The sequence below is a fragment of the Halobacillus naozhouensis genome, assembly GCF_029714185.1.
Taxonomy (GTDB): Bacteria; Bacillota; Bacilli; order Bacillales; family Halobacillaceae; genus Halobacillus_A; species Halobacillus_A naozhouensis.
Genome location: NZ_CP121671.1, coordinates 195,959 through 213,423, shown reverse-complemented (window position 1 = coordinate 213,423; position 17,465 = coordinate 195,959). Strand labels below are relative to the sequence as shown.

The 17,465-nt window shown below is 41.2% G+C and carries 19 protein-coding genes and 1 riboswitch; of the genes, 4 read left to right on the top strand and 15 right to left on the bottom strand.

The genetic code is table 11. From position 1 onward, the window contains the following. Positions 1-72: 72 nt before the first annotated feature. A complete protein-coding gene (locus tag P9989_RS01275) occupies positions 73-921 on the bottom strand; it encodes a protein-glutamine gamma-glutamyltransferase (protein WP_283077037.1) in 849 nt (282 codons plus the stop codon). A 91-nt stretch (positions 922-1,012) separates the two neighbouring features. Continuing rightward, complete coding sequence (locus tag P9989_RS01270) at positions 1,013-1,870, bottom strand: chemotaxis protein (RefSeq protein ID WP_283077036.1); 858 nt, start codon at positions 1,868-1,870, stop codon at positions 1,013-1,015. Positions 1,871-2,103: 233 nt separating this feature from the next. On the opposite strand from P9989_RS01270, the gene cyoE reads away from it, so the two are divergent. Continuing rightward, positions 2,104-3,045, top strand: coding sequence for a heme o synthase (gene cyoE, locus P9989_RS01265; RefSeq protein WP_283077035.1), 942 nt, complete (start codon positions 2,104-2,106; stop codon positions 3,043-3,045). Positions 3,046-3,140: 95 nt separating this feature from the next. On the opposite strand, the gene P9989_RS01260 is transcribed toward cyoE, so the two are convergent. Next, positions 3,141-4,751: an alkaline phosphatase D family protein gene (locus P9989_RS01260; RefSeq protein ID WP_283077034.1), complete on the bottom strand. Its 1,611-nt coding sequence runs from the start codon at positions 4,749-4,751 to the stop codon at positions 3,141-3,143. A 334-nt stretch (positions 4,752-5,085) separates the two neighbouring features. Between P9989_RS01260 and P9989_RS01255 the strand changes: the two genes are divergently transcribed. Continuing rightward, complete coding sequence (locus P9989_RS01255) at positions 5,086-5,709, top strand: sigma-70 family RNA polymerase sigma factor (protein ID WP_283077033.1); 624 nt, start codon at positions 5,086-5,088, stop codon at positions 5,707-5,709. A gap of 63 nt (positions 5,710-5,772) precedes the next feature. Further along, positions 5,773-6,012, top strand: a complete 240-nt coding sequence (locus P9989_RS01250) for a helix-turn-helix domain-containing protein (RefSeq protein WP_283077032.1) — start codon at positions 5,773-5,775, stop codon at positions 6,010-6,012. Between the two features lie 130 nt (positions 6,013-6,142). Here the strand turns inward: P9989_RS01250 and P9989_RS01245 are convergent, their stop codons facing one another. The 12 genes from P9989_RS01245 to sigW form a co-directional block, all read right to left on the bottom strand. After that, positions 6,143-6,307 carry a DUF2292 domain-containing protein gene (locus tag P9989_RS01245; RefSeq protein WP_283077031.1) on the bottom strand — a complete coding sequence of 55 codons (165 nt, stop codon included), beginning with the start codon at positions 6,305-6,307 and terminating at the stop codon, positions 6,143-6,145. 128 nt (positions 6,308-6,435) lie between these two features. After that, positions 6,436-6,541, bottom strand: a riboswitch (SAM riboswitch). A 120-nt stretch (positions 6,542-6,661) separates the two neighbouring features. Beyond that, complete coding sequence (locus P9989_RS01240) at positions 6,662-7,282, bottom strand: restriction endonuclease (protein ID WP_283077030.1); 621 nt, start codon at positions 7,280-7,282, stop codon at positions 6,662-6,664. Positions 7,283-7,515: 233 nt separating this feature from the next. Then, the gene (locus P9989_RS01235) at positions 7,516-7,665 is read right to left on the bottom strand and encodes a small acid-soluble spore protein P (protein WP_079525239.1); all 150 of its coding nucleotides are present in this window, start codon (positions 7,663-7,665) and stop codon (positions 7,516-7,518) included. A gap of 112 nt (positions 7,666-7,777) precedes the next feature. Further along, complete coding sequence (locus P9989_RS01230) at positions 7,778-8,197, bottom strand: universal stress protein (protein WP_283077029.1); 420 nt, start codon at positions 8,195-8,197, stop codon at positions 7,778-7,780. A gap of 18 nt (positions 8,198-8,215) precedes the next feature. Next, positions 8,216-9,151 (bottom strand): alpha/beta hydrolase, encoded by a 936-nt coding sequence (locus P9989_RS01225; RefSeq protein WP_283077028.1) that lies wholly within the window; start codon positions 9,149-9,151, stop codon positions 8,216-8,218. 415 nt (positions 9,152-9,566) lie between these two features. Then, positions 9,567-9,821 carry a hypothetical protein gene (locus P9989_RS01220; protein ID WP_283077027.1) on the bottom strand — a complete coding sequence of 85 codons (255 nt, stop codon included), beginning with the start codon at positions 9,819-9,821 and terminating at the stop codon, positions 9,567-9,569. Positions 9,822-10,231: 410 nt separating this feature from the next. Then, positions 10,232-12,034 (bottom strand): glutamine--fructose-6-phosphate transaminase (isomerizing), encoded by a 1,803-nt coding sequence (gene glmS / locus P9989_RS01215; RefSeq protein ID WP_283077026.1) that lies wholly within the window; start codon positions 12,032-12,034, stop codon positions 10,232-10,234. Between the two features lie 465 nt (positions 12,035-12,499). Next, complete coding sequence (gene glmM / locus P9989_RS01210; protein WP_283077025.1) at positions 12,500-13,849, bottom strand: phosphoglucosamine mutase; 1,350 nt, start codon at positions 13,847-13,849, stop codon at positions 12,500-12,502. Positions 13,850-13,909: 60 nt separating this feature from the next. Beyond that, the gene (locus P9989_RS01205; RefSeq protein WP_283077024.1) at positions 13,910-14,872 is read right to left on the bottom strand and encodes a CdaR family protein; all 963 of its coding nucleotides are present in this window, start codon (positions 14,870-14,872) and stop codon (positions 13,910-13,912) included. Continuing rightward, a complete protein-coding gene (gene cdaA / locus P9989_RS01200) occupies positions 14,865-15,683 on the bottom strand; it encodes a diadenylate cyclase CdaA (RefSeq protein ID WP_283077023.1) in 819 nt (272 codons plus the stop codon). Before cdaA ends, P9989_RS01205 begins: the two co-directional genes overlap by 8 nt. A gap of 190 nt (positions 15,684-15,873) precedes the next feature. After that, positions 15,874-16,524 (bottom strand): anti-sigma factor family protein, encoded by a 651-nt coding sequence (locus tag P9989_RS01195; RefSeq protein WP_283077022.1) that lies wholly within the window; start codon positions 16,522-16,524, stop codon positions 15,874-15,876. 15 nt (positions 16,525-16,539) lie between these two features. Then, positions 16,540-17,103 carry an RNA polymerase sigma factor SigW gene (gene sigW / locus P9989_RS01190; RefSeq protein WP_283077021.1) on the bottom strand — a complete coding sequence of 188 codons (564 nt, stop codon included), beginning with the start codon at positions 17,101-17,103 and terminating at the stop codon, positions 16,540-16,542. 166 nt (positions 17,104-17,269) lie between these two features. Between sigW and P9989_RS01185 the strand changes: the two genes are divergently transcribed. Next, positions 17,270-17,458, top strand: coding sequence for an aspartyl-phosphate phosphatase Spo0E family protein (locus tag P9989_RS01185; RefSeq protein ID WP_283077020.1), 189 nt, complete (start codon positions 17,270-17,272; stop codon positions 17,456-17,458). The last annotated feature ends 7 nt before the right edge of the window (positions 17,459-17,465 follow it).

Sequence of the window (17,465 nt, the reverse complement as noted above, 5' to 3'; positions counted from 1 at the left end):
TCACCTCCTTCCATTTCTTCGGGGAATGTAGGTGAGTACAGTTCATAACCAGTCTGCCATCCGCTCCTCCTGTTAGGGAGTACTGCACATGGTATAAAGGAAGAGAAGATAGTCTTCGAACTGAAGTGAATTCCTATTATGAGGGATAATAGGATATTTATATTTGTGTTTAGGATGATGTCGCTGCGGTACAGAGAACTCCGCCAAATGCTTAAATGAAAGCCTTTTAGCTGCGCTCATTAGAAAAGCTGATTGATTTGATCCCTGTTTTCTATTTTTATTTAATGCCTCTATCATTTCTTCAGCTGTGCGTTTCCCTAAACCATGACCAAAATACGTTCCATCTCCCATAACCACAGCATTTTCCCCTCTCCACTGTGAGGCATTTGGATCAAAGTCCGGATTTTTAAAATAAACAACATCGCCTGGTAAAAAGTCATGAGTATAAATTGAATGAATTCCAAGATCAGAGTCTGAGTGCCAGCTGTAAATATAAAGGTCAGGGAATAAATAATTAAATGCGTCGTCACCTATGGCATTAAGAACTGCATGATAATAAATAATCAGCATTGCCCCTGCACACTCAAAGGCATACAGCGAGCTATTCTCGTAAAAATCCTGAATCGCCGCCGAAGGTTTTACCCCCCTCTTTAACTGAAACCCGCCTAATTCTGTCAAACGCCAGTACTCTGGATTACAGCGAGAAGTTGCAAACACTGCGAACTCCATCTCGCTTTGGTTCATTGCTTTTGCACTTAAGATGATCTGCTTTCGCAGCTGAAGCGCAAACGCTAACTGGTCATAGGATGAAAAAGAATAAATAACCTGATCCCCTTGCATCCGCTCAAGGATGATATCTTCCATACTATTAGACGGCCACATATCGCTTTGTTGAAATGGCTTTCCCGATAGTAAAATCATACTATACCTCTTTTCCGAATTAGGTATTAAACGTATGTACTATCTTATTCGAATTTCTCTTTGGTGTGTCATTATCACGAAACCAAACCTCTTACAGCTTATTCACTTCCCGCCACGTTCTGACTAATCCCTCTACAATTGGAGCAATTACACTCTGATCGGTATCATATCGGCTGTGGGAGAAAGGGTTCCACCCTGTTAAAAGCCCGCCAGCATTAACTTGCACATCTTTCATAACAGCCCTTTGATAATGGTCATTTAAACCTTTTAAAGGATAGGCGAGAATATCATCCTTGTCATAAAAATTAAGCCACTCACCTTGAAGATGCTGGTAATATTTTTTGACCATAGGAGAGGGGACTCTAATAGGCAGACCGAAATCAATAAAACGCAAAGACCACAAGGCCATAGGACTACCCAACGTATAAAATAACGCTAATGTTTCCCCCTTCTCCAGTGGTGTCTGGCTGCTGTATTTTTTCGTATGGATACCTATATTCTCATGTTTAAACTGCAGGTCATAAAAGTAATTGCTTGCTACTACTGATCCAAGACTATGGCTGATTATACATAACGGAGCAGTTGAACCCGCTCTCTCCTTCAATTGGTTCAGTGCCTGGGCCAGCACAGCGTGTACTTTATCATAATTATTATCCTCTGCAGACGAAGGTTGATAAGCCACAGCATCTGCCAGAAACTCAACGGCAAATCGACGCAGTCTTAGATAATCGAGGTCCGCACTACCTTGTAATTTTCGCCAAAGCCTTGCTTCCTCTGCTTCAAATATGGAGGACCAATACACTGGCTCGATCTTCAGCTCTTGTTCGGGGTGGTCGACTTTCACTTCTTTAGTAAACCCTTTATAAATTTTACCGATCATGTCTTCTGCAAAGTTCTTTTCTGGAGTGCCGGCACCGTGTAGAATAGCAACAGCAAGCTTCTGAGTCATCTTCTCCCTCCTCAGCCGTTGAACAGTTTGTTGGTTCCAATTTTTAACATACTTGAAATGTGTATATGATCTTGAAAGTAGTCTGCAGCCCTGATTTTACCTAATACTTCTTGTCAAAAATCGTTCATAACTTCTTGACATTTTCCCGAAATTTAACCTGTTAACAGGCTATTTCTAAATTAATATGATAGAATTCTCTTAGATAGTGTAATGCAAAAGAAAAGAGGGAAACTATGAGAAGTAATGTAAAGACGGACAAAAGCATTAAAGAGTCTTCTCTTCCTATACCAAAGCAGGCTTTGTCAAAAGTCCTAGCTGAAACGATTAAAACAGGGATTGTCAAATCAAATGTGATTGCCATGTTTGCAGGTCTTGCTCTGGCTCTATATGTGAATGGAATCAGCCCGCTTACGAAGCTGCCAGAGGTCATCTTTGCCTTGATTGGCTCGTCTCTTGTCATCGGTGCAGCAGGAGCTTTTAATAATTTATATGACCGCGATATTGATGCCATCATGGACCGGACCAAGAATCGCCCAACTGTAACGGGGAGGATGGAACTGAAATCTACCCTCACCCTTGGAATATCCATGACATTGTTAGGCCTTATCATTCTTGCACTGGCGTCACCGCTTGCTGCAGTCTTTGGCTTTATTGGGTTATTTATTTATGTTGTTCCCTACACCATGTGGTCAAAACGAAAAACGATTTACAATACAGAAATCGGCAGCTTGTCAGGGGCCGTACCGCCACTGATCGGATGGGCAGCAATTTCTTCTAACCTGCTTAACCCTGGGATAATTGGCTTATTTGTTATTATGGTTCTCTGGCAAATGCCTCACTTTTATGCGATTGCCATTCGCCGCCATGATGAATATAAAGCTGCTAAAGTGCCGATGCTCCCTGTGGTAAAAGGACTTAAACGCACCTATATTCAAACGAATATTTATTTAGTTGCCCTTATTGCCGCCAGTTTCTTATTAGCTTCACTTTCTACAGGTATTATGCTGGTAGCTTTACTATTAAGTACAGCATGGCTCGTAGTAAGCATTGTTGGTTATAGAAAAATGGCACCTGAAAAATGGGCAAAAACCATGTTCATTTTCTCTCTAAACCATTTAACGATTCTATTTTCTACGATAATTGTATACTCATTTGTCGGTTCCTTTTTCAAATAAAGTGGCGTCTCACTCTGGAGTCGCCACTTTTTTTGTTTACTGATAAGCTTTCTTTAAAAAGACACTGCTAGTCTCTCATCTAATTTCATCAAAATCTAATCTACCAGGCTTTGTCTTTCCAATTCTTGGTTCATTATGCTATCTCCCTGTAATCCAGGCTTACCATTTTCCACATTGAAAGTAGCATAGGAGTTCATAGGGGCCCCTGGACTAGAGATATAAGGCATAACAAGGTGGTCGGTTCGCCATTGATCAGGAGTGACATGACAGCGTAAATATCCACGCTGGGCGTTGTACAGCTTCACATGCTCATTCCCGAGCCAAACGGGCCCATAACTATCTGTCTCCGCCCCGTCTTTTCCAGAAGCAATGGAAGTAGCTACGAACTCAGTACCAATAGTAGCCGAATCAGGGTTCTTGAAATCCTCTTTAAGATTAGCTGCCACATGACGGTGGATATCGGCAGAGAGAACAATTGGATTTTGAACGTTATGTTCCTTTAATGCTGAAAAAACGCGCTCACGTTCGGCCGCAAAACCATCCCACTGATCCATACTATAAGCCTCACCTTCTCCTGTATCCCGATCGATTTCTGCCATGACAACCTGCTGAGCCAGGACATTCCATGTTGCTTGTGAATATTTTAGATTACTTATCAACCATTGCTCCTGCTCTTCCCCTAATATGGTTCGGTCCGGATCTAGACGCTGCTGCACATCCGACCCGCTCACAATTACTGAAGTATAATCATCCCGGTACTGGCGTGTATCTAAGACGTTAAATTCAGCCAAATCTCCAAAAGTAAACTTGCGGTATAGTCTCATGTCTGGTCCCGTAGGAATAGCAGTACTCCTGAGCGGAAGGTTTTCATAATAAGCCTGATAAGCATCAGCCCGCTGCTGAAGAAATTGATAAGTAAATGCACCATACTGGGAATCTTCATCTGCGTAGTTGTTCTCTACTTCATGGTCATCCCATGTCAGAATCCAAGGAAAAGCGGCATGGGCAGCTTGGAGGTCAGGATCCGTTTTAAAGAGTGAGTATCTAAGACGATATTGATCAAGGGTAACAATTTTCACATTGTGCGCACTCGAAAGTTTTACAGGACGAACGAGGTTATTTGAATTTATCGCATATTCGTAAATATAATCGCCTGAAAAAAGAACAAAATCCAAATCATCTGCCGTCATATGTTGATACGCCGTGTAATAGCCATGATACCAAGCCTGGCAAGATGCGACTGCAAAGGATAAAGAAGAAATCGGCGTCCCTGCAGACGGGGCTGTTTTTGTCCTGCCCGTAGAGCTGACTTCAGAGCCTACTTTAAAACGATAATAATAGTAGCGATTTGGTTCAAGCCCCTCCAATTCAACATGTACTGAATGAGCCAATTCTGGCAAAGCTAATGCCACTCCATGCTGCACCACGTAGCGGAAATTCTGATCCTCAGACACTTCCCACTGTACAGGAACCTTACGATCAGGCATCCCACCTAGTCCATCCTCAGCTAATGGCTCTGGCGCAAGTCTTGTCCATAGCACAACACCGTCAGGAAGCGGGTCTCCAGAGGCTACACCTAATTGAAACGGATTCCCTTTAAACACAGGTGCCTTGGATGCTGTCAGCGTACCATCCACTGGTGCAAGTCCCCTTTTAATTAAAGATGCAAGTGTTTCCCCGTTTCCTCTTGAAAAATTGTTATTCATTCATATTCTCCTTCCCTCATTTAAAATCCTTCTTCTTATGAACTTGCTGTTTGACAATAAATTTTTAACAAACAGATTTTCTAGAACATAATCTACCTCCTGCATAATATTTCAGTGATGGGATCCCTAGCAGGCTCTATTTGTGTCCTGCTGCTTTATAAAGGCAAGCAATCGCCCCAAATTACAACCCTTTTTAAAAAAAGTTACTTAATTTCATCCTAACTCTAGCACTTCGAACAATTATTTAATATAATAAACACGAACAAATGTTCGTCAAAAGGTTGTACTATTACCTTTGAATTTGCCTTTATACAATAGAAAGGGGAGTGATAGGATGGACCGCAGCCACCTTTCCCAAGGTTTTCAAATTAAATATCAAGATTTGGTGCCGCTTATCCAGGAAAACGAAGATTTTTTCTCCAATGGATTGGTTCAATCATTCTTTCAAAAAATCGAACACCAATACTTACTTGAGAGAACGATTTGCCACTCTGAGAAGGCAGCCGAAGCTTTAAATACTGCCTTCAAGCAGTATTACGCTACGATTAGATTAACCAGCCAACTATCCCATAGCATAAGACGACACGCTATTCGATTTGACCAAAGAAGAAACAAAGATAATCAACATCATTTATTAATTTTGGATAAGCCCCTTGATTATGCCAGTGATACTGTTACACATCTGGATCTCATAGCAGATAACATAGCCGTGCCTATCGATAAATTAGTTATCGAACAATCCAATCAGTTAGAAAATCAAATTGAGAGTCCCACTCTATATTTTGCTATTCGTTCGCTAACACCACGCCAGCGTTACATTTTAGAAGCGGCTTATCTATTTAACTTGAAGGATACGGAAATCGCTGAACAGGAGGGTGTTTCACAACAATTTATTACAAAAACACGAAGGAAGGCCTTATCAAAAATTAAATTAATGGTTCAAGACAAAACGATCTGATATGGTTTTACGTTCTGCTCTGTACACAAGGAATTCACAAAAACTTAGAAAGGAGAGGTCACTATGACCAGACTTATTGAATTGGCCAAGCAGGCTCAAAATAATGATACAACTGCAATGAAAGCTATCCTTGAATTATTCGAACCTAAAATTAAATATTCTTTGAAACAAACTACTCCCCAGGAACAAGAAGATCTTTATCAAGAATTGACAATTAGAACGATCGAAATTATACGTCAATACGATATTGAAAGCACCCCTGGATTCTGGGAGTTTAAACATGAAATAGAAAGTCGACAGTAAGGGGCGAATAAATTTTAAAAATCGAGAGAGAAGAAAGCTGCTATAACAGCTTCTTCTCTCATATATAAATAAAAGAGTACCATTCTATTCGCTTACTTCGAATAGAATGGTACTCTTTTATTTATGTATGTTATTTATTGCTAGTCCCACCTTTATCCAGTGTATAACGTTGTTTCTCTGTGGTATCAATCTGAGTCACTTCCCCATTGTGTACAGTAACCACCAACGAACCGAATTCTAACCTTTCCAACCTCGACACAATATCCTTAATCTTTCTTTCATCAATTTCTGCCATATTTAATCCTCCTTTTATTTTTTCTAAGTAATCCCTTTAGCAGCCCCAGTAGCTGACATTTACCTTTGGCAAAGTAAAAACCTCTTCTCATAAATAAGAAGAGGTTTAAGTATCCGATCACTTTGCTCTTCTTATCTTTTCAAACCATTAAGGCTTGCTGGAATTGGCACAGTACTGTTGCAGTCTGCTGCCGAGGCTTCTAAGGGCCAGTCCCTCCACCTCTCTGGATAAGAAATATCTTTTATTTAATTATCCTATAATTTACACTCCCTAGAACTAATTGTCAATCATTTGTTGTGAATCTTTCAACTCTTGGTCATTTACCGGGATGGTTGTTAAATAAAAGAAAACAGATTAGGCTTCTTCCATTTCACCTACTAACTCCTTATCCACTTCTTTCACACCTTCCAGCCAATATTCTACCAGTTCCACTCCATTAATAAGATGGATGTTCTTAAGTGAATGAGCATAATTCACCGCATTTTTGTTAAAAGACCCGGTGGTAATGACGTAACCTCCTGCCGCTTCTTCTTTCACTACATTTGAATGAAGTAAAGCAATTGGTTCATAGCCCATATCGTCTTTATAGCATTTTACCTGTGCTAAATATTTCTCATCCTTTACAGTAAGATCAAAATCTACGCCAAAATCCCAGGAAGGATTCGTGACCCAGGCAGTGCCATTGAATTTCTTCTCAAAAATATTTGCCACAAACCTCTCAAAACTGACCGGGTCTTCCTTGATAAATAGCTTGGAGTACTTTTCCTCTACAACTTCTCCTTCACCTGTTTGTACTGTCCCCTTATTCTTGAACCTATAATAAATTCCCATTGCAAGAGTTCTTTTCAAGTTATCATCGGTTTCAATTTGTTCCATAATCGTTAAGGCCTTATGATGGTGTGATTTTCGTACTACCCATAAGTGCACGAGTGATATCGCTGCTACAATTAGGGCTGCTATTTCAATTAATCCCATATGTTTTAACCTCCCGTTTCAATCGGTTATACGATTAATTGTTGACATACTCTGTTTTATTCATTCAGGATTCAGTTATTACCCGTTTAGGATTGCTTATGTAGAATGTTATGCAGACTGAGGCGAAAATGGCGGGGCCCGTGCTTTCGAATGTGCAAAACCTCCCTGTTCTATAGGCTGTCCAATTTATTGAACCTTAAAAGAGAGAGGGATTAGTCCTCTCTCTTAAGATCTTACATGTCGTGGTGAGATTTTTGATTCTGGCGGGAATGGTTGGCATTTTTAACTTTATGGGATCCGCTCATGGGTTCTCCATAAGGTTGGTCCGGACTTTTGGGCAAATTCGGTTGTTTTTGCTGCTTCGGTCCTTTAGGGGTAGACATTGGATTGTTCCTCCTTCCTTTTATATGAATAGCTTTTGAAAATTGACCAACAACTATTCATCATCGAAAGGGAGCACAAACGTTTGCTGAATCGTACTATTTTCCTTATACTTCACTTCACTATAACTACAGGGCACTCTGCACGTTTCGCCACTTTATGACTGACACTGCCAAGAACCATTTCCTGGAGGCTATTTAGTCCTCTGCTTCCGACCACCACTACCTCAAAACCTTTCTCATTGGCAAACTTGACAATCGCAGGACCTGGATCCCCTTTAATCATTTTCACCTCATAATTAACCTTTTCATCTTGCAGGATGGTCTCTGTTTTTTGCAGCCTCTCTCTCCGCTTGGCCTGAAGAATAACGCTGTTCTCTTCTGATAACACATCGGCCTTTGATGTAGAACCGTCAATGATGTAGGTTACAGTGACCTTCCCTTGCCTTTCTGGGCCTGTTAATTTCACTGCCATATGTGTGGCCCGTTCAGCATGATCTGACCCATCCGATGCTAATAGGATTCGATTAAACATAGTATCCCTCCTGTGTCTCTATTTCTTAAAGGAAGAACGCAACTCGCCTGCTGCCTGCTCTAAAGCACGCTTTCCTTGATCAAGCTTATCCGCCATACTTACGAATCCATGAATCATACCTTCATATCGTTTAAGAACCACTGGCACACCCGCTTCTTTTAAACGTCTTGCATAGGCTTCCCCCTCATCACGGAGAGGATCATATTCTGCCGTAATTACAGTTGCAGTCGGCAACTCTGAAAGATTGTTAATGAGAAACGGTGACGCCAACGGGTTTTGAGCATCTTCTGGTGTTCGTAGATAATGGTCGCGAAAATAAACCATACTGCCTCTGGTAAGGAAGTACCCTTCTGAGTTATCCTTCATCGATGCCGTTTCAACCGTAAAATCAGTGGATGGATAAATGAGAAGCTGATGAACAAGCTTAGGTGTTCCCCGTTCCTTAGCTAAGTGGGAAATCACCGCTGAAAGATTTCCACCGGCACTATCCCCTCCAACAGCAATTCGAGAAGGGTCAATATTGAAAGGGAAAGGATGATCGGCTATCCACTTTGCGGCTGTATAACAATCATCTACCGCTGCAGGGAATTTATGTTCAGGGGCAAGTCGGTAATCAACTGAAACAACTACACAATCAGCCAAGTTTGTCAGCGCACGGCAAACATTATCATGAGTGTCCAAACTGCCAACCACCCATCCGCCACCGTGGAAGAAAATAAGTGCAGGGTGAGGCCCTGTACCTCTTGGAGTGTATAACCTTATGTCAATGGCCCCATTTGGCCCTGGAATCGAACGCTCCTCAATCCCTTCTACAGGCTCTTGTGCTTCCCCGGCGTTCCCTTCCAAAGCCTCAAAGGCCTGACGGGCATATTCCGGAGGCAGACTCTCCAAAGGCGGTGCTCCATTTGCTTCCAGTTGTTCAAGTAACACTTTCACTTGCGGATCTAGTACCACGGTACAATTCCCCTTTTTTGAGTAAAATGGTGACTTTAACTTGGTTACAAATCTAATTTTATTATAGAAGTTTTTTATCGACTTTAGCAATTTTTAGCTTTTATTATGGTACTTCACACAACTATTTTTTGTAAGGGAATATTATTGCACCTAATAAGGCACCTACAAATACCGATAAACTCACAACCACAATATTCATTAGTATGTTCTCATTCGCACCCGGGACCATGTAATACCATAAAATGGCTACAATTTCGGTGAACAGTCCCGTAAAGAGACTTGCCCTCGTGGACATTTCTACTGGTCACTTCTTATATGTTTTATGATATAGATAAGAATGCAACTTAAGCATAAAAAAATAAATGACCCCAGTTCCATGAAAATGGTAACTGGGGTCAATTTTACTCTTACATGATTATTCGCTCTCTACATTCTCAAACAAGTCTGTGAATTTAGCTACATTATCATAGGTAAACTCAAACGCCATTCTAATCTCACCATAACCTGGATGATAAACGTAACCCTGGACTTCATAGCTGCTCTCATTCTCTCTAACTTTTGTTAAATGGAAGTACCTTTGGAAATACTGGCCCATCTCCTCAAGTTTCTTATTCCGCTCCCTAACCCAATGCTCTCTACGTTCTCCTGTTGGAAAGTCAAACTTCTTCACTATACCTCCACCCCTCTGAGAAAGTTCACATCTTCTCTCTTGACCATTTTTCTCAATCGTCATTATTTACTATGCTACTTATCTTATCATAAGATTCGCAGCTATTCTGAATCAAATTAAAAATGTTATCAAATGAAGCATGGAAATCAACTGTCGAAGCAATAAAAGAATTGTAGCAGTATCCATTAAATCGATAACTCGACCTCACACTACCTTTCTTACGCTTAAGTCGCTTATAATTGTATATTCTAATTAATTTATTACGAAATCGAGACAATTATTCAAAAAATTTTTACTCCTTGAGCATACTATCTTCCTTTTTAAATAAGGATCCTAACCGTTAAGTTAGGATCCTTTTCAATTTCAACTCTATTGTAACGGATCAAATATGTCAATCGAGAGTTTATTGTTTATTCAACAGTCACACTTTTCGCAAGGTTCCTTGGTTTATCGACATCGCAATCACGGTGAAGCGCTGCATAATAGGAAATTAGTTGCAGCGGTATAACCGATGCTAGCGGTGTAAGCAAGTCGTGAACGTGAGGGATGACGAATGCATCTCCTTCTTTGTCAAGGCCCTTCATGCTGAGAATCATACTGTTAGCACCACGCGCTTCAACTTCTTGGACGTTTCCGCGGATAGAGTAATTCACGTTTTCTTGTGTAGCTAGTGCGATAACAGGTGTACCTTCTTCAATTAAAGCGATCGTTCCGTGCTTAAGCTCTCCTCCTGCAAACCCTTCGGCTTGAATATAGGAGATTTCTTTTAACTTAAGCGATCCTTCTAAACCTACATAATAGTCAATGCCGCGGCCGATGAAGAAACAGTTGCGTGTCACTGACAAATAGTCGCGTGCCAATTCTTCAAGGTCTTCTTTTTGATCTGTTAAAGCCTCCATGGCATTTGCTACAATTCCAAGCTCTTGCATAGGATCAAAATCCAAGTTGATTCCTTTTGCACGTGCCGTATCAACGGCTAGAATTGCGAGTACAGCCATTTGCGCTGTATAAGCTTTTGTTGAGGCTACGGCAATTTCCGGCCCTGCATGCAAATGCATGGTGTAATCCGCTTCTCGGGAAAGGGTAGATCCAGGAACGTTTGTAATCGTTAACGCTGGATGACCTAATTTTTTCGTTTGAACTAGAACAGAACGGCTGTCTGCGGTTTCCCCACTTTGGGAGATATAAACAAATAATGGTTTTTCAGAAAGAAGTGGCATGTTGTAAGAAAACTCACTAGCTACATGGACTTCAACCGGGATATTTGCCAATTTCTCAATAAACTGCTTCCCTAAGAGACCAGCATGATAACTTGTGCCTGCTGCAATGATATAAATGCGGTCACATGTTTTCATAGCTTTCCTAATCTGTGGATCCAGCTTAATTTCATCATTTTCGTTCTGATACTCTTGGATGATTTTACGAATAACAAATGGCTGCTCATCGATTTCCTTCAGCATAAAGTGAGGGTATGTGCCCTTTTCGATATCTGTTGCATCAATTTCAGCCGTAAATGGTTCACGTGTTACTTGTTGCCCATCAGGATCGATAATCTCTACTTCTTCACGACGAAGGATAACAGTTTCTTTATCCATTAACTCAAGGAACTGATCTGTGACATGGAGTGCAGCCATGGAATCACTGGCTACCATATTAAAACCATCTCCAAGACCAACTAGCAACGGGCTCTTGTTCTTGGCTACATAAATGGTTTTACTATCTTCACTGTCGATTAGAGCAATTGCATAAGAACCTGTCAATAACTCGATAGCTTTACGGAAAGCTGCTGCTACGTCGTTAAGCTCGTTATAAAGAACTTCTATCAGTTGCACGATGATTTCTGTGTCTGTTTCACTTTGAAGCTCCACATCTTGCAAGTACTGATTACGTATGTCCATGTAGTTCTCGATTACTCCGTTATGAACGATTGTAAAGCGCTCTGTTGAGCTTTGATGAGGGTGTGCATTCTCACGGCTTGGTGCTCCGTGTGTCGCCCAACGAGTGTGTCCAATTCCCATTGTGGCATGGACGTTTTCATTTACTGCTTCTCTTAAAGTCGCAATCCGCCCTTTTACTTTGGAAACATGGACCCCTTCTGTATTACGCACAGCGATCCCTGCAGAATCATATCCGCGATATTCAAGTTTTTCTAAACCACTTAGCAAAATGTCCTTCGTATCTTGTTGTCCAATATATCCTACAATTCCACACATAATTGGTGTCCTCCTATTATAAGAAAGGAGCAACCGATGCGTATATTCAGGGGCAGTCGATTGCCCCTTCCCCGTTAACAAATTTTTTTCACTTTGTGCATGTGGTTTGGACAAAGAGTCGCCTCTTTGGTTTATCACATGGACATTCGGTTGAAGTGCAACAACCGGGAGACATCCGCCGAACGCTCGATGATCCTCCTCCTCGTCAACTGTGCAAATCATTTCTTTACACAGCCCTGGCGCTTTAGGAAATAATACTATCTGCTTTCCTCCTTCATGTATTTGAATAAAGTCCCAATCTTAACAGGCCAAGCAGGCTCTGTTAAATTTTTCAGAGACATTCTTCATTCTACCCGATAGTAGATAAATTGGTCAATAAAAATCTTACTTCGTTATAGGATTGTTAATTGGTTGTAATAACATATGCGCCGGAAGCCACATTGTGCTTCCTGCGCATATACAAGTCTATTCCTTCATTCCTAATTCTTCTTCGACGACCGTGACAACTTTTTGAACGTATTCTTCACATAGTTCTTCTGTTGGGGCTTCTGCCATGATTCGGACGAGTGGTTCTGTCCCCGAAGGTCTTACGAGCACACGTCCACTTTCACCCATTTCTGATTCTACGGCTTGAATAGCTTCTTGAATTCGAGGATGAGTCTGTACCCTTTGCTTATCAATGACACGAACATTTTTCAATACTTGCGGGAATTTCTTCATTTCAGCTGTAAGTTCTGACAATGGCTTCCCAGTATCTTTTAAGACATTTACAAGCTGCAGGGCGGTCAGCATGCCATCCCCTGTCGTGTTATGATCAAGGAAAATAATATGCCCCGACTGCTCACCACCAAGGTTATAGCCCCCCCGGCGCATTTCTTCCATGACATAACGGTCACCAACTGCTGTTTTATCACTTTTCATTCCGTGGATTTCAATAGCTTTATAAAAGCCAAGGTTACTCATGACAGTTGAAACAACAGTCGAATGATTCAATGTTCCTTTTTCATTCATATATTTGGCACAAACGTACATGATTCTATCCCCGTCGACAATATTCCCCTTTTCATCAACTGCGATTAAACGATCGCCATCGCCATCAAAGGCTAGTCCGATATCGGCACCTTTTTCAATCACAAGTTTCTGAAGTGTTTCGGGATGAGTGGACCCAACGTTTTTGTTAATATTAAGCCCATCAGGCGAAGAACCGATGGATGAAATGTCCGCTTCCAAGTCAGCAAACAAGTGAGAAGCCAGTGATGACGTCGCGCCATGTGCACAGTCAAGGGCAATATGCAACCCTTCAAAATCGTATTCTACCGTTTGCTTCAAGTATTGCATATATTTTTGACCGCCTTCGAAATAGTCATTAATCTGACCAAGGTCTGCACCTGCTGGACGAGGTAATTTATCTTCCTCCCCATCGATCAGTGCTTCTATTTCTGCTTCTTGATCATCTGTTAACTTAAATCCATCAGGGCCAAAGAACTTAATCCCGTTATCTTCCACAGGGTTGTGTGAGGCGGAAATCATAATTCCTGCTTCAGCCTGAAGAGCTTTCGTCAGATAAGCCACTCCTGGAGTTGAGATCACTCCTAATCGCATAACCTCTGCTCCAATGGATAGAAGTCCGGCAGCTAGAGCCCCTTCAAACATCTCACCTGAAATACGCGTATCTCGTCCAATTAATATTTTCGGTCTTTGAACGTTTTTAGTCAGGACATAACCGCCAAAACGGCCAAGCTTAAAAGCAAATTCAGGTGTGAGCTCTTTATTGGCAACACCTCGAACTCCATCCGTGCCAAAATATTTACCCATATATAGTAACCTCTCTTTCCTAATCCCCAAAGATCATTTTATCGTAATTTACTATTCCGATTACGTTTGCTTCTCCACATTTATATCTACTTCAATTGTATTTGGTTCGACACTATCGACCCCTTCAGGAAGCGGGATTTCGATCTCTTTTGTCTGGTCTTCTGTAACATTTGTCATATCTACAGGGATCTCCTCAAGACTATTTATTTCACTCAATATACCCTTAGATCCACTAATCACTACTTCTTTCGTTTCTGTGGTGATGCTGTCCACAATTACTCCTTCAGGTGCGCTTCCCCGAGGTACCACCGATATAGGAACTGTCTTTTCAGGTTTCATAATCGGTACGGTTACTTCCACTGTTGAAGGATCTGAGAGAACATTTAATTCGTTCCCTTGTGCATCGTAAACTTTCACAGGAGCCTCAAGATTTTCGATTGTCTCATCTGCAGACCCTACGTCTATAATGGTTTGAACAAGGGCTACGCGGTCTATCACACTGGCTGCTCCGGTGATGGTCACCTTTTCTGGCTCGACTTTCGGTTCCCCAATGACATACTCATTTTCAATCTTACTTTCGTTGATATAATCGACACTGACATTAAAATCCTTACTGTCTTTTTCTTCAATCGTAACTTCCACCGTTTTGGGTTCAATATTGACAGTTAAATTGCTTGTTATACCTGTATGCTGCAGAGAAACTTCATGCGTGCCTGGCCCTAACTCAGTCAAGTCTGCATATATGGTAAAGTTCCGTTGTCTCACTACAGGAGCAGTGGCCCCTTGTGGACCCTGAACGGAAACCACTACGTTTTGAGGCAGACCGCTTACAACGTATTGTTCACTATCAAACCGTACCTCGAGCGGTATGTTATTCATAATTTCCATATCAGAAGATCCCTCACTAAGCCATTGATCCTCTGAATCCATACTATCGTCAATATTAATCGACACCCAGAGGAGCACAGCTAAAAGCAATGAGATAATTCGGATAAACCAGCGATTCCTAAATAAATTATCCATTCTTTTTCCCCCTCCAATTCCAGGATTTTGAGGCAGGGGTTTTGGATCCGAAATCTAATTCGTTTCTAAGGATATTTTCTAAAGTCTCTTGACTTAAGTCTCTATGAAGCTCGCCGCTTTTTGTGCAAGAGATAGCTCCTGTCTCTTCTGAAACAACAATTGTCAGGGCATCTGTTACTTCACTTATTCCCATCGCCGCCCTATGCCGTGTTCCTAGTTCCTTAGAAATAAACGGACTTTCCGACAGAGGTAAGTAACAGGCCGCGGCAACTATTTCATTATCCTTAAGTATCACGGCCCCATCGTGGAGCGGTGTGTTCGGAATAAATATGTTCGTTAAAAGTTCACTCGACAGGTGACCGCCAACAGTAATACCCGTTTCCACGTAATCACCCATTCCTGTTTCACGTTCGACCGTAATCAATGCGCCAATGCGCCGTTTAGCCATGTAGTTACAGGATTTAATAATGGCCTGTATTGATTTTTCTGTATCTTCCTCTTCCGTAGTGGTACGACTAAAGAAGCTTCCACGCCCTAATTGCTCCAGGGCTCTTCTTAATTCGGGCTGAAATAAAATAATAATCCCGAGAAAACCCCATGTCATCGCTTGTGACATCAGCCACCTGAGAGTGCTCAGTCCAGTTAAATTACTCAGTAACCATACACCTAGAACAACGAATATCCCTTTCAACAACTGAACGGCCTTCGTGCCTTGGATAAGCATGATTAATTTATATACAACAAACCAGACAAGGGCGATATCAATAGCTATTAATAGATAATCTAATACATCATTTCCCCCATCAAGCATGCCTACACTTCCCTTTTATAAAAAATTGCCATAGCCTGTGTTATTATATCATACTTTTACTTTTACGAATATTGCTAGGAATGGGGAAATTAAAAATCCAAAGCCTGCTTATTCAGTCCCCGAAAGGGATAGGCAAAACTTTTCACTTTAAAAGAGAAGACCACTATGAACACTCATAGTGGTCCCTTCATTACTCGTCTGAGTCAAAGGAGAACAACTCCGTGGTGAATTTCTTCATATGGTACCATATCCACTCAAATACTTGATTAACCTCATGAATCTCACCACTGACATACGCCTGATACTTCTTACCATTTGTAATATCGTCAAGGTCATTTTCTTTAACCAGGTCACCATTAATCAGCGTGATATCACCATTAATCTTGCCATCTACCTTAAGGTTACCGTTTCGAACAACCAGATCACCTTCTACGGTTACGTCTTCGGGAACAATCACTGTATTATCACGAATCACTAAATCATCTTGTTTTGAGACGGTTACTTGCTGATCCTGATTCCAGGCAGAAAAAATCCCACTAAACATTAATATGAAAAACACAGCAGCTGCTGTAATAATTGGATGCCTTTGCAGCCAGCGAACATAGTTTTTTCTCTTTTTCTCTTTTGGCAGGCTGGCCATTACGTTTGATGTGAAATTCGAAGGTGCTGTCACGGGCCCAGAATTTTTAACTAATGTGATAGACCGCTTCAGCTCATGAAAGTGAGCCTGGCAGGCTGGGCATACTTGTAAATGGTCACGCAGTCGTCTCTCTTCTTCTTTTATCAGGTCGCCATCTAAATACTTATGCATAAGCGCCACAGCTTCTTTATTGCAATTCATTCCCTCTCAACTCCTTTACACATGACGAAGCCTTTTACGTAAGGCTTCCCTGCCTCTGTGAATTCTTGTCTTTACCGTCCCTATAGGAATATCCAATACTTCAGCAATTTCCTGAAGGGACAATTCATCTAAATACCTGAGTACGATAATACTTCGATATTTAGGGGGCAGGGCGAGAATTTCACGGTGAATGTAACTTTGCAGCTCAAGGCTTTCCACCTCTTCCTCTGGCAACGCCTGATCAACCGCCAGCTGGGAGTACATGTTTAATCCGTCCGTCCCCCTTACCTCAGCATCGAGATAATAATCTGGTTTCTTCTTTCTAATCCGATCGATCGTTAAATTCGTTGCAATACGATATAACCAAGTAGAGAATTTCCTACGTTCGTCAAACGTGTGAATGTTAGTATAAGCCCTAATAAATGCTTCCTGAGCAAGATCCTCTGCTTCATAAGCATTCCCAATCATCCGATAACAGATATGGTATACTTTATTTTGATAAAAAGAAACGATATCTTCAAAGGCAGACTGGTCACCCTTCTTTACTTCTTTAATTTTTTTCATAATCATGGTTTCCATTTACTATACCTCCGCCATCCATGCGGTTGTTCTCCTCATACGAATGAGAGGAGTAAAAGGTTTCAAAAATTTTATAACCGTTTATTTTTCCTAGTATAATGTTTATTATATAGTAAAATGGGTATAAGAAAAATGGATGAAATAATTTCCATAGGAGGTGAGGAAAATGAAACGAGAGTTCACTTTACTCGAGGAAATTGAATTTTGCAGGAAAGAAATGAGCAGGTTAGCCGACGAAAATGCCTTAACATCTGCAGAGGTGGTTCGCATAAGTGTAAAATTGGATCATTTATTAAACGAGTTTGAAACTTTAAAACAAAAGCAACTTACCCCGCAAAAGATAAGCTGCTCCTAACATTCCC

Coding starts and splice junctions, on each gene's coding strand:
- P9989_RS01255 (WP_283077033.1), top strand. CDS start 5,086: ATGGACCGCAGCCACCTTTCCCAAGGTTTTCAAATTAAATATCAAGAT.
- P9989_RS01205 (WP_283077024.1), bottom strand. CDS start 14,872: ATGGATAATTTATTTAGGAATCGCTGGTTTATCCGAATTATCTCATTG.
- P9989_RS01235 (WP_079525239.1), bottom strand. CDS start 7,665: ATGTCTACCCCTAAAGGACCGAAGCAGCAAAAACAACCGAATTTGCCC.
- glmM (WP_283077025.1), bottom strand. CDS start 13,849: ATGGGTAAATATTTTGGCACGGATGGAGTTCGAGGTGTTGCCAATAAA.
- P9989_RS01270 (WP_283077036.1), bottom strand. CDS start 1,870: ATGACTCAGAAGCTTGCTGTTGCTATTCTACACGGTGCCGGCACTCCA.
- sigW (WP_283077021.1), bottom strand. CDS start 17,103: ATGGAAACCATGATTATGAAAAAAATTAAAGAAGTAAAGAAGGGTGAC.
- P9989_RS01250 (WP_283077032.1), top strand. CDS start 5,773: ATGACCAGACTTATTGAATTGGCCAAGCAGGCTCAAAATAATGATACA.
- cyoE (WP_283077035.1), top strand. CDS start 2,104: ATGAGAAGTAATGTAAAGACGGACAAAAGCATTAAAGAGTCTTCTCTT.
- P9989_RS01195 (WP_283077022.1), bottom strand. CDS start 16,524: ATGAATTGCAATAAAGAAGCTGTGGCGCTTATGCATAAGTATTTAGAT.
- P9989_RS01275 (WP_283077037.1), bottom strand. CDS start 921: ATGATTTTACTATCGGGAAAGCCATTTCAACAAAGCGATATGTGGCCG.
- glmS (WP_283077026.1), bottom strand. CDS start 12,034: ATGTGTGGAATTGTAGGATATATTGGACAACAAGATACGAAGGACATT.
- P9989_RS01230 (WP_283077029.1), bottom strand. CDS start 8,197: ATGTTTAATCGAATCCTATTAGCATCGGATGGGTCAGATCATGCTGAA.
- P9989_RS01185 (WP_283077020.1), top strand. CDS start 17,270: ATGAAACGAGAGTTCACTTTACTCGAGGAAATTGAATTTTGCAGGAAA.
- P9989_RS01245 (WP_283077031.1), bottom strand. CDS start 6,307: ATGGCAGAAATTGATGAAAGAAAGATTAAGGATATTGTGTCGAGGTTG.
- P9989_RS01260 (WP_283077034.1), bottom strand. CDS start 4,751: ATGAATAACAATTTTTCAAGAGGAAACGGGGAAACACTTGCATCTTTA.
- P9989_RS01240 (WP_283077030.1), bottom strand. CDS start 7,282: ATGGGATTAATTGAAATAGCAGCCCTAATTGTAGCAGCGATATCACTC.
- cdaA (WP_283077023.1), bottom strand. CDS start 15,683: ATGCTTGATGGGGGAAATGATGTATTAGATTATCTATTAATAGCTATT.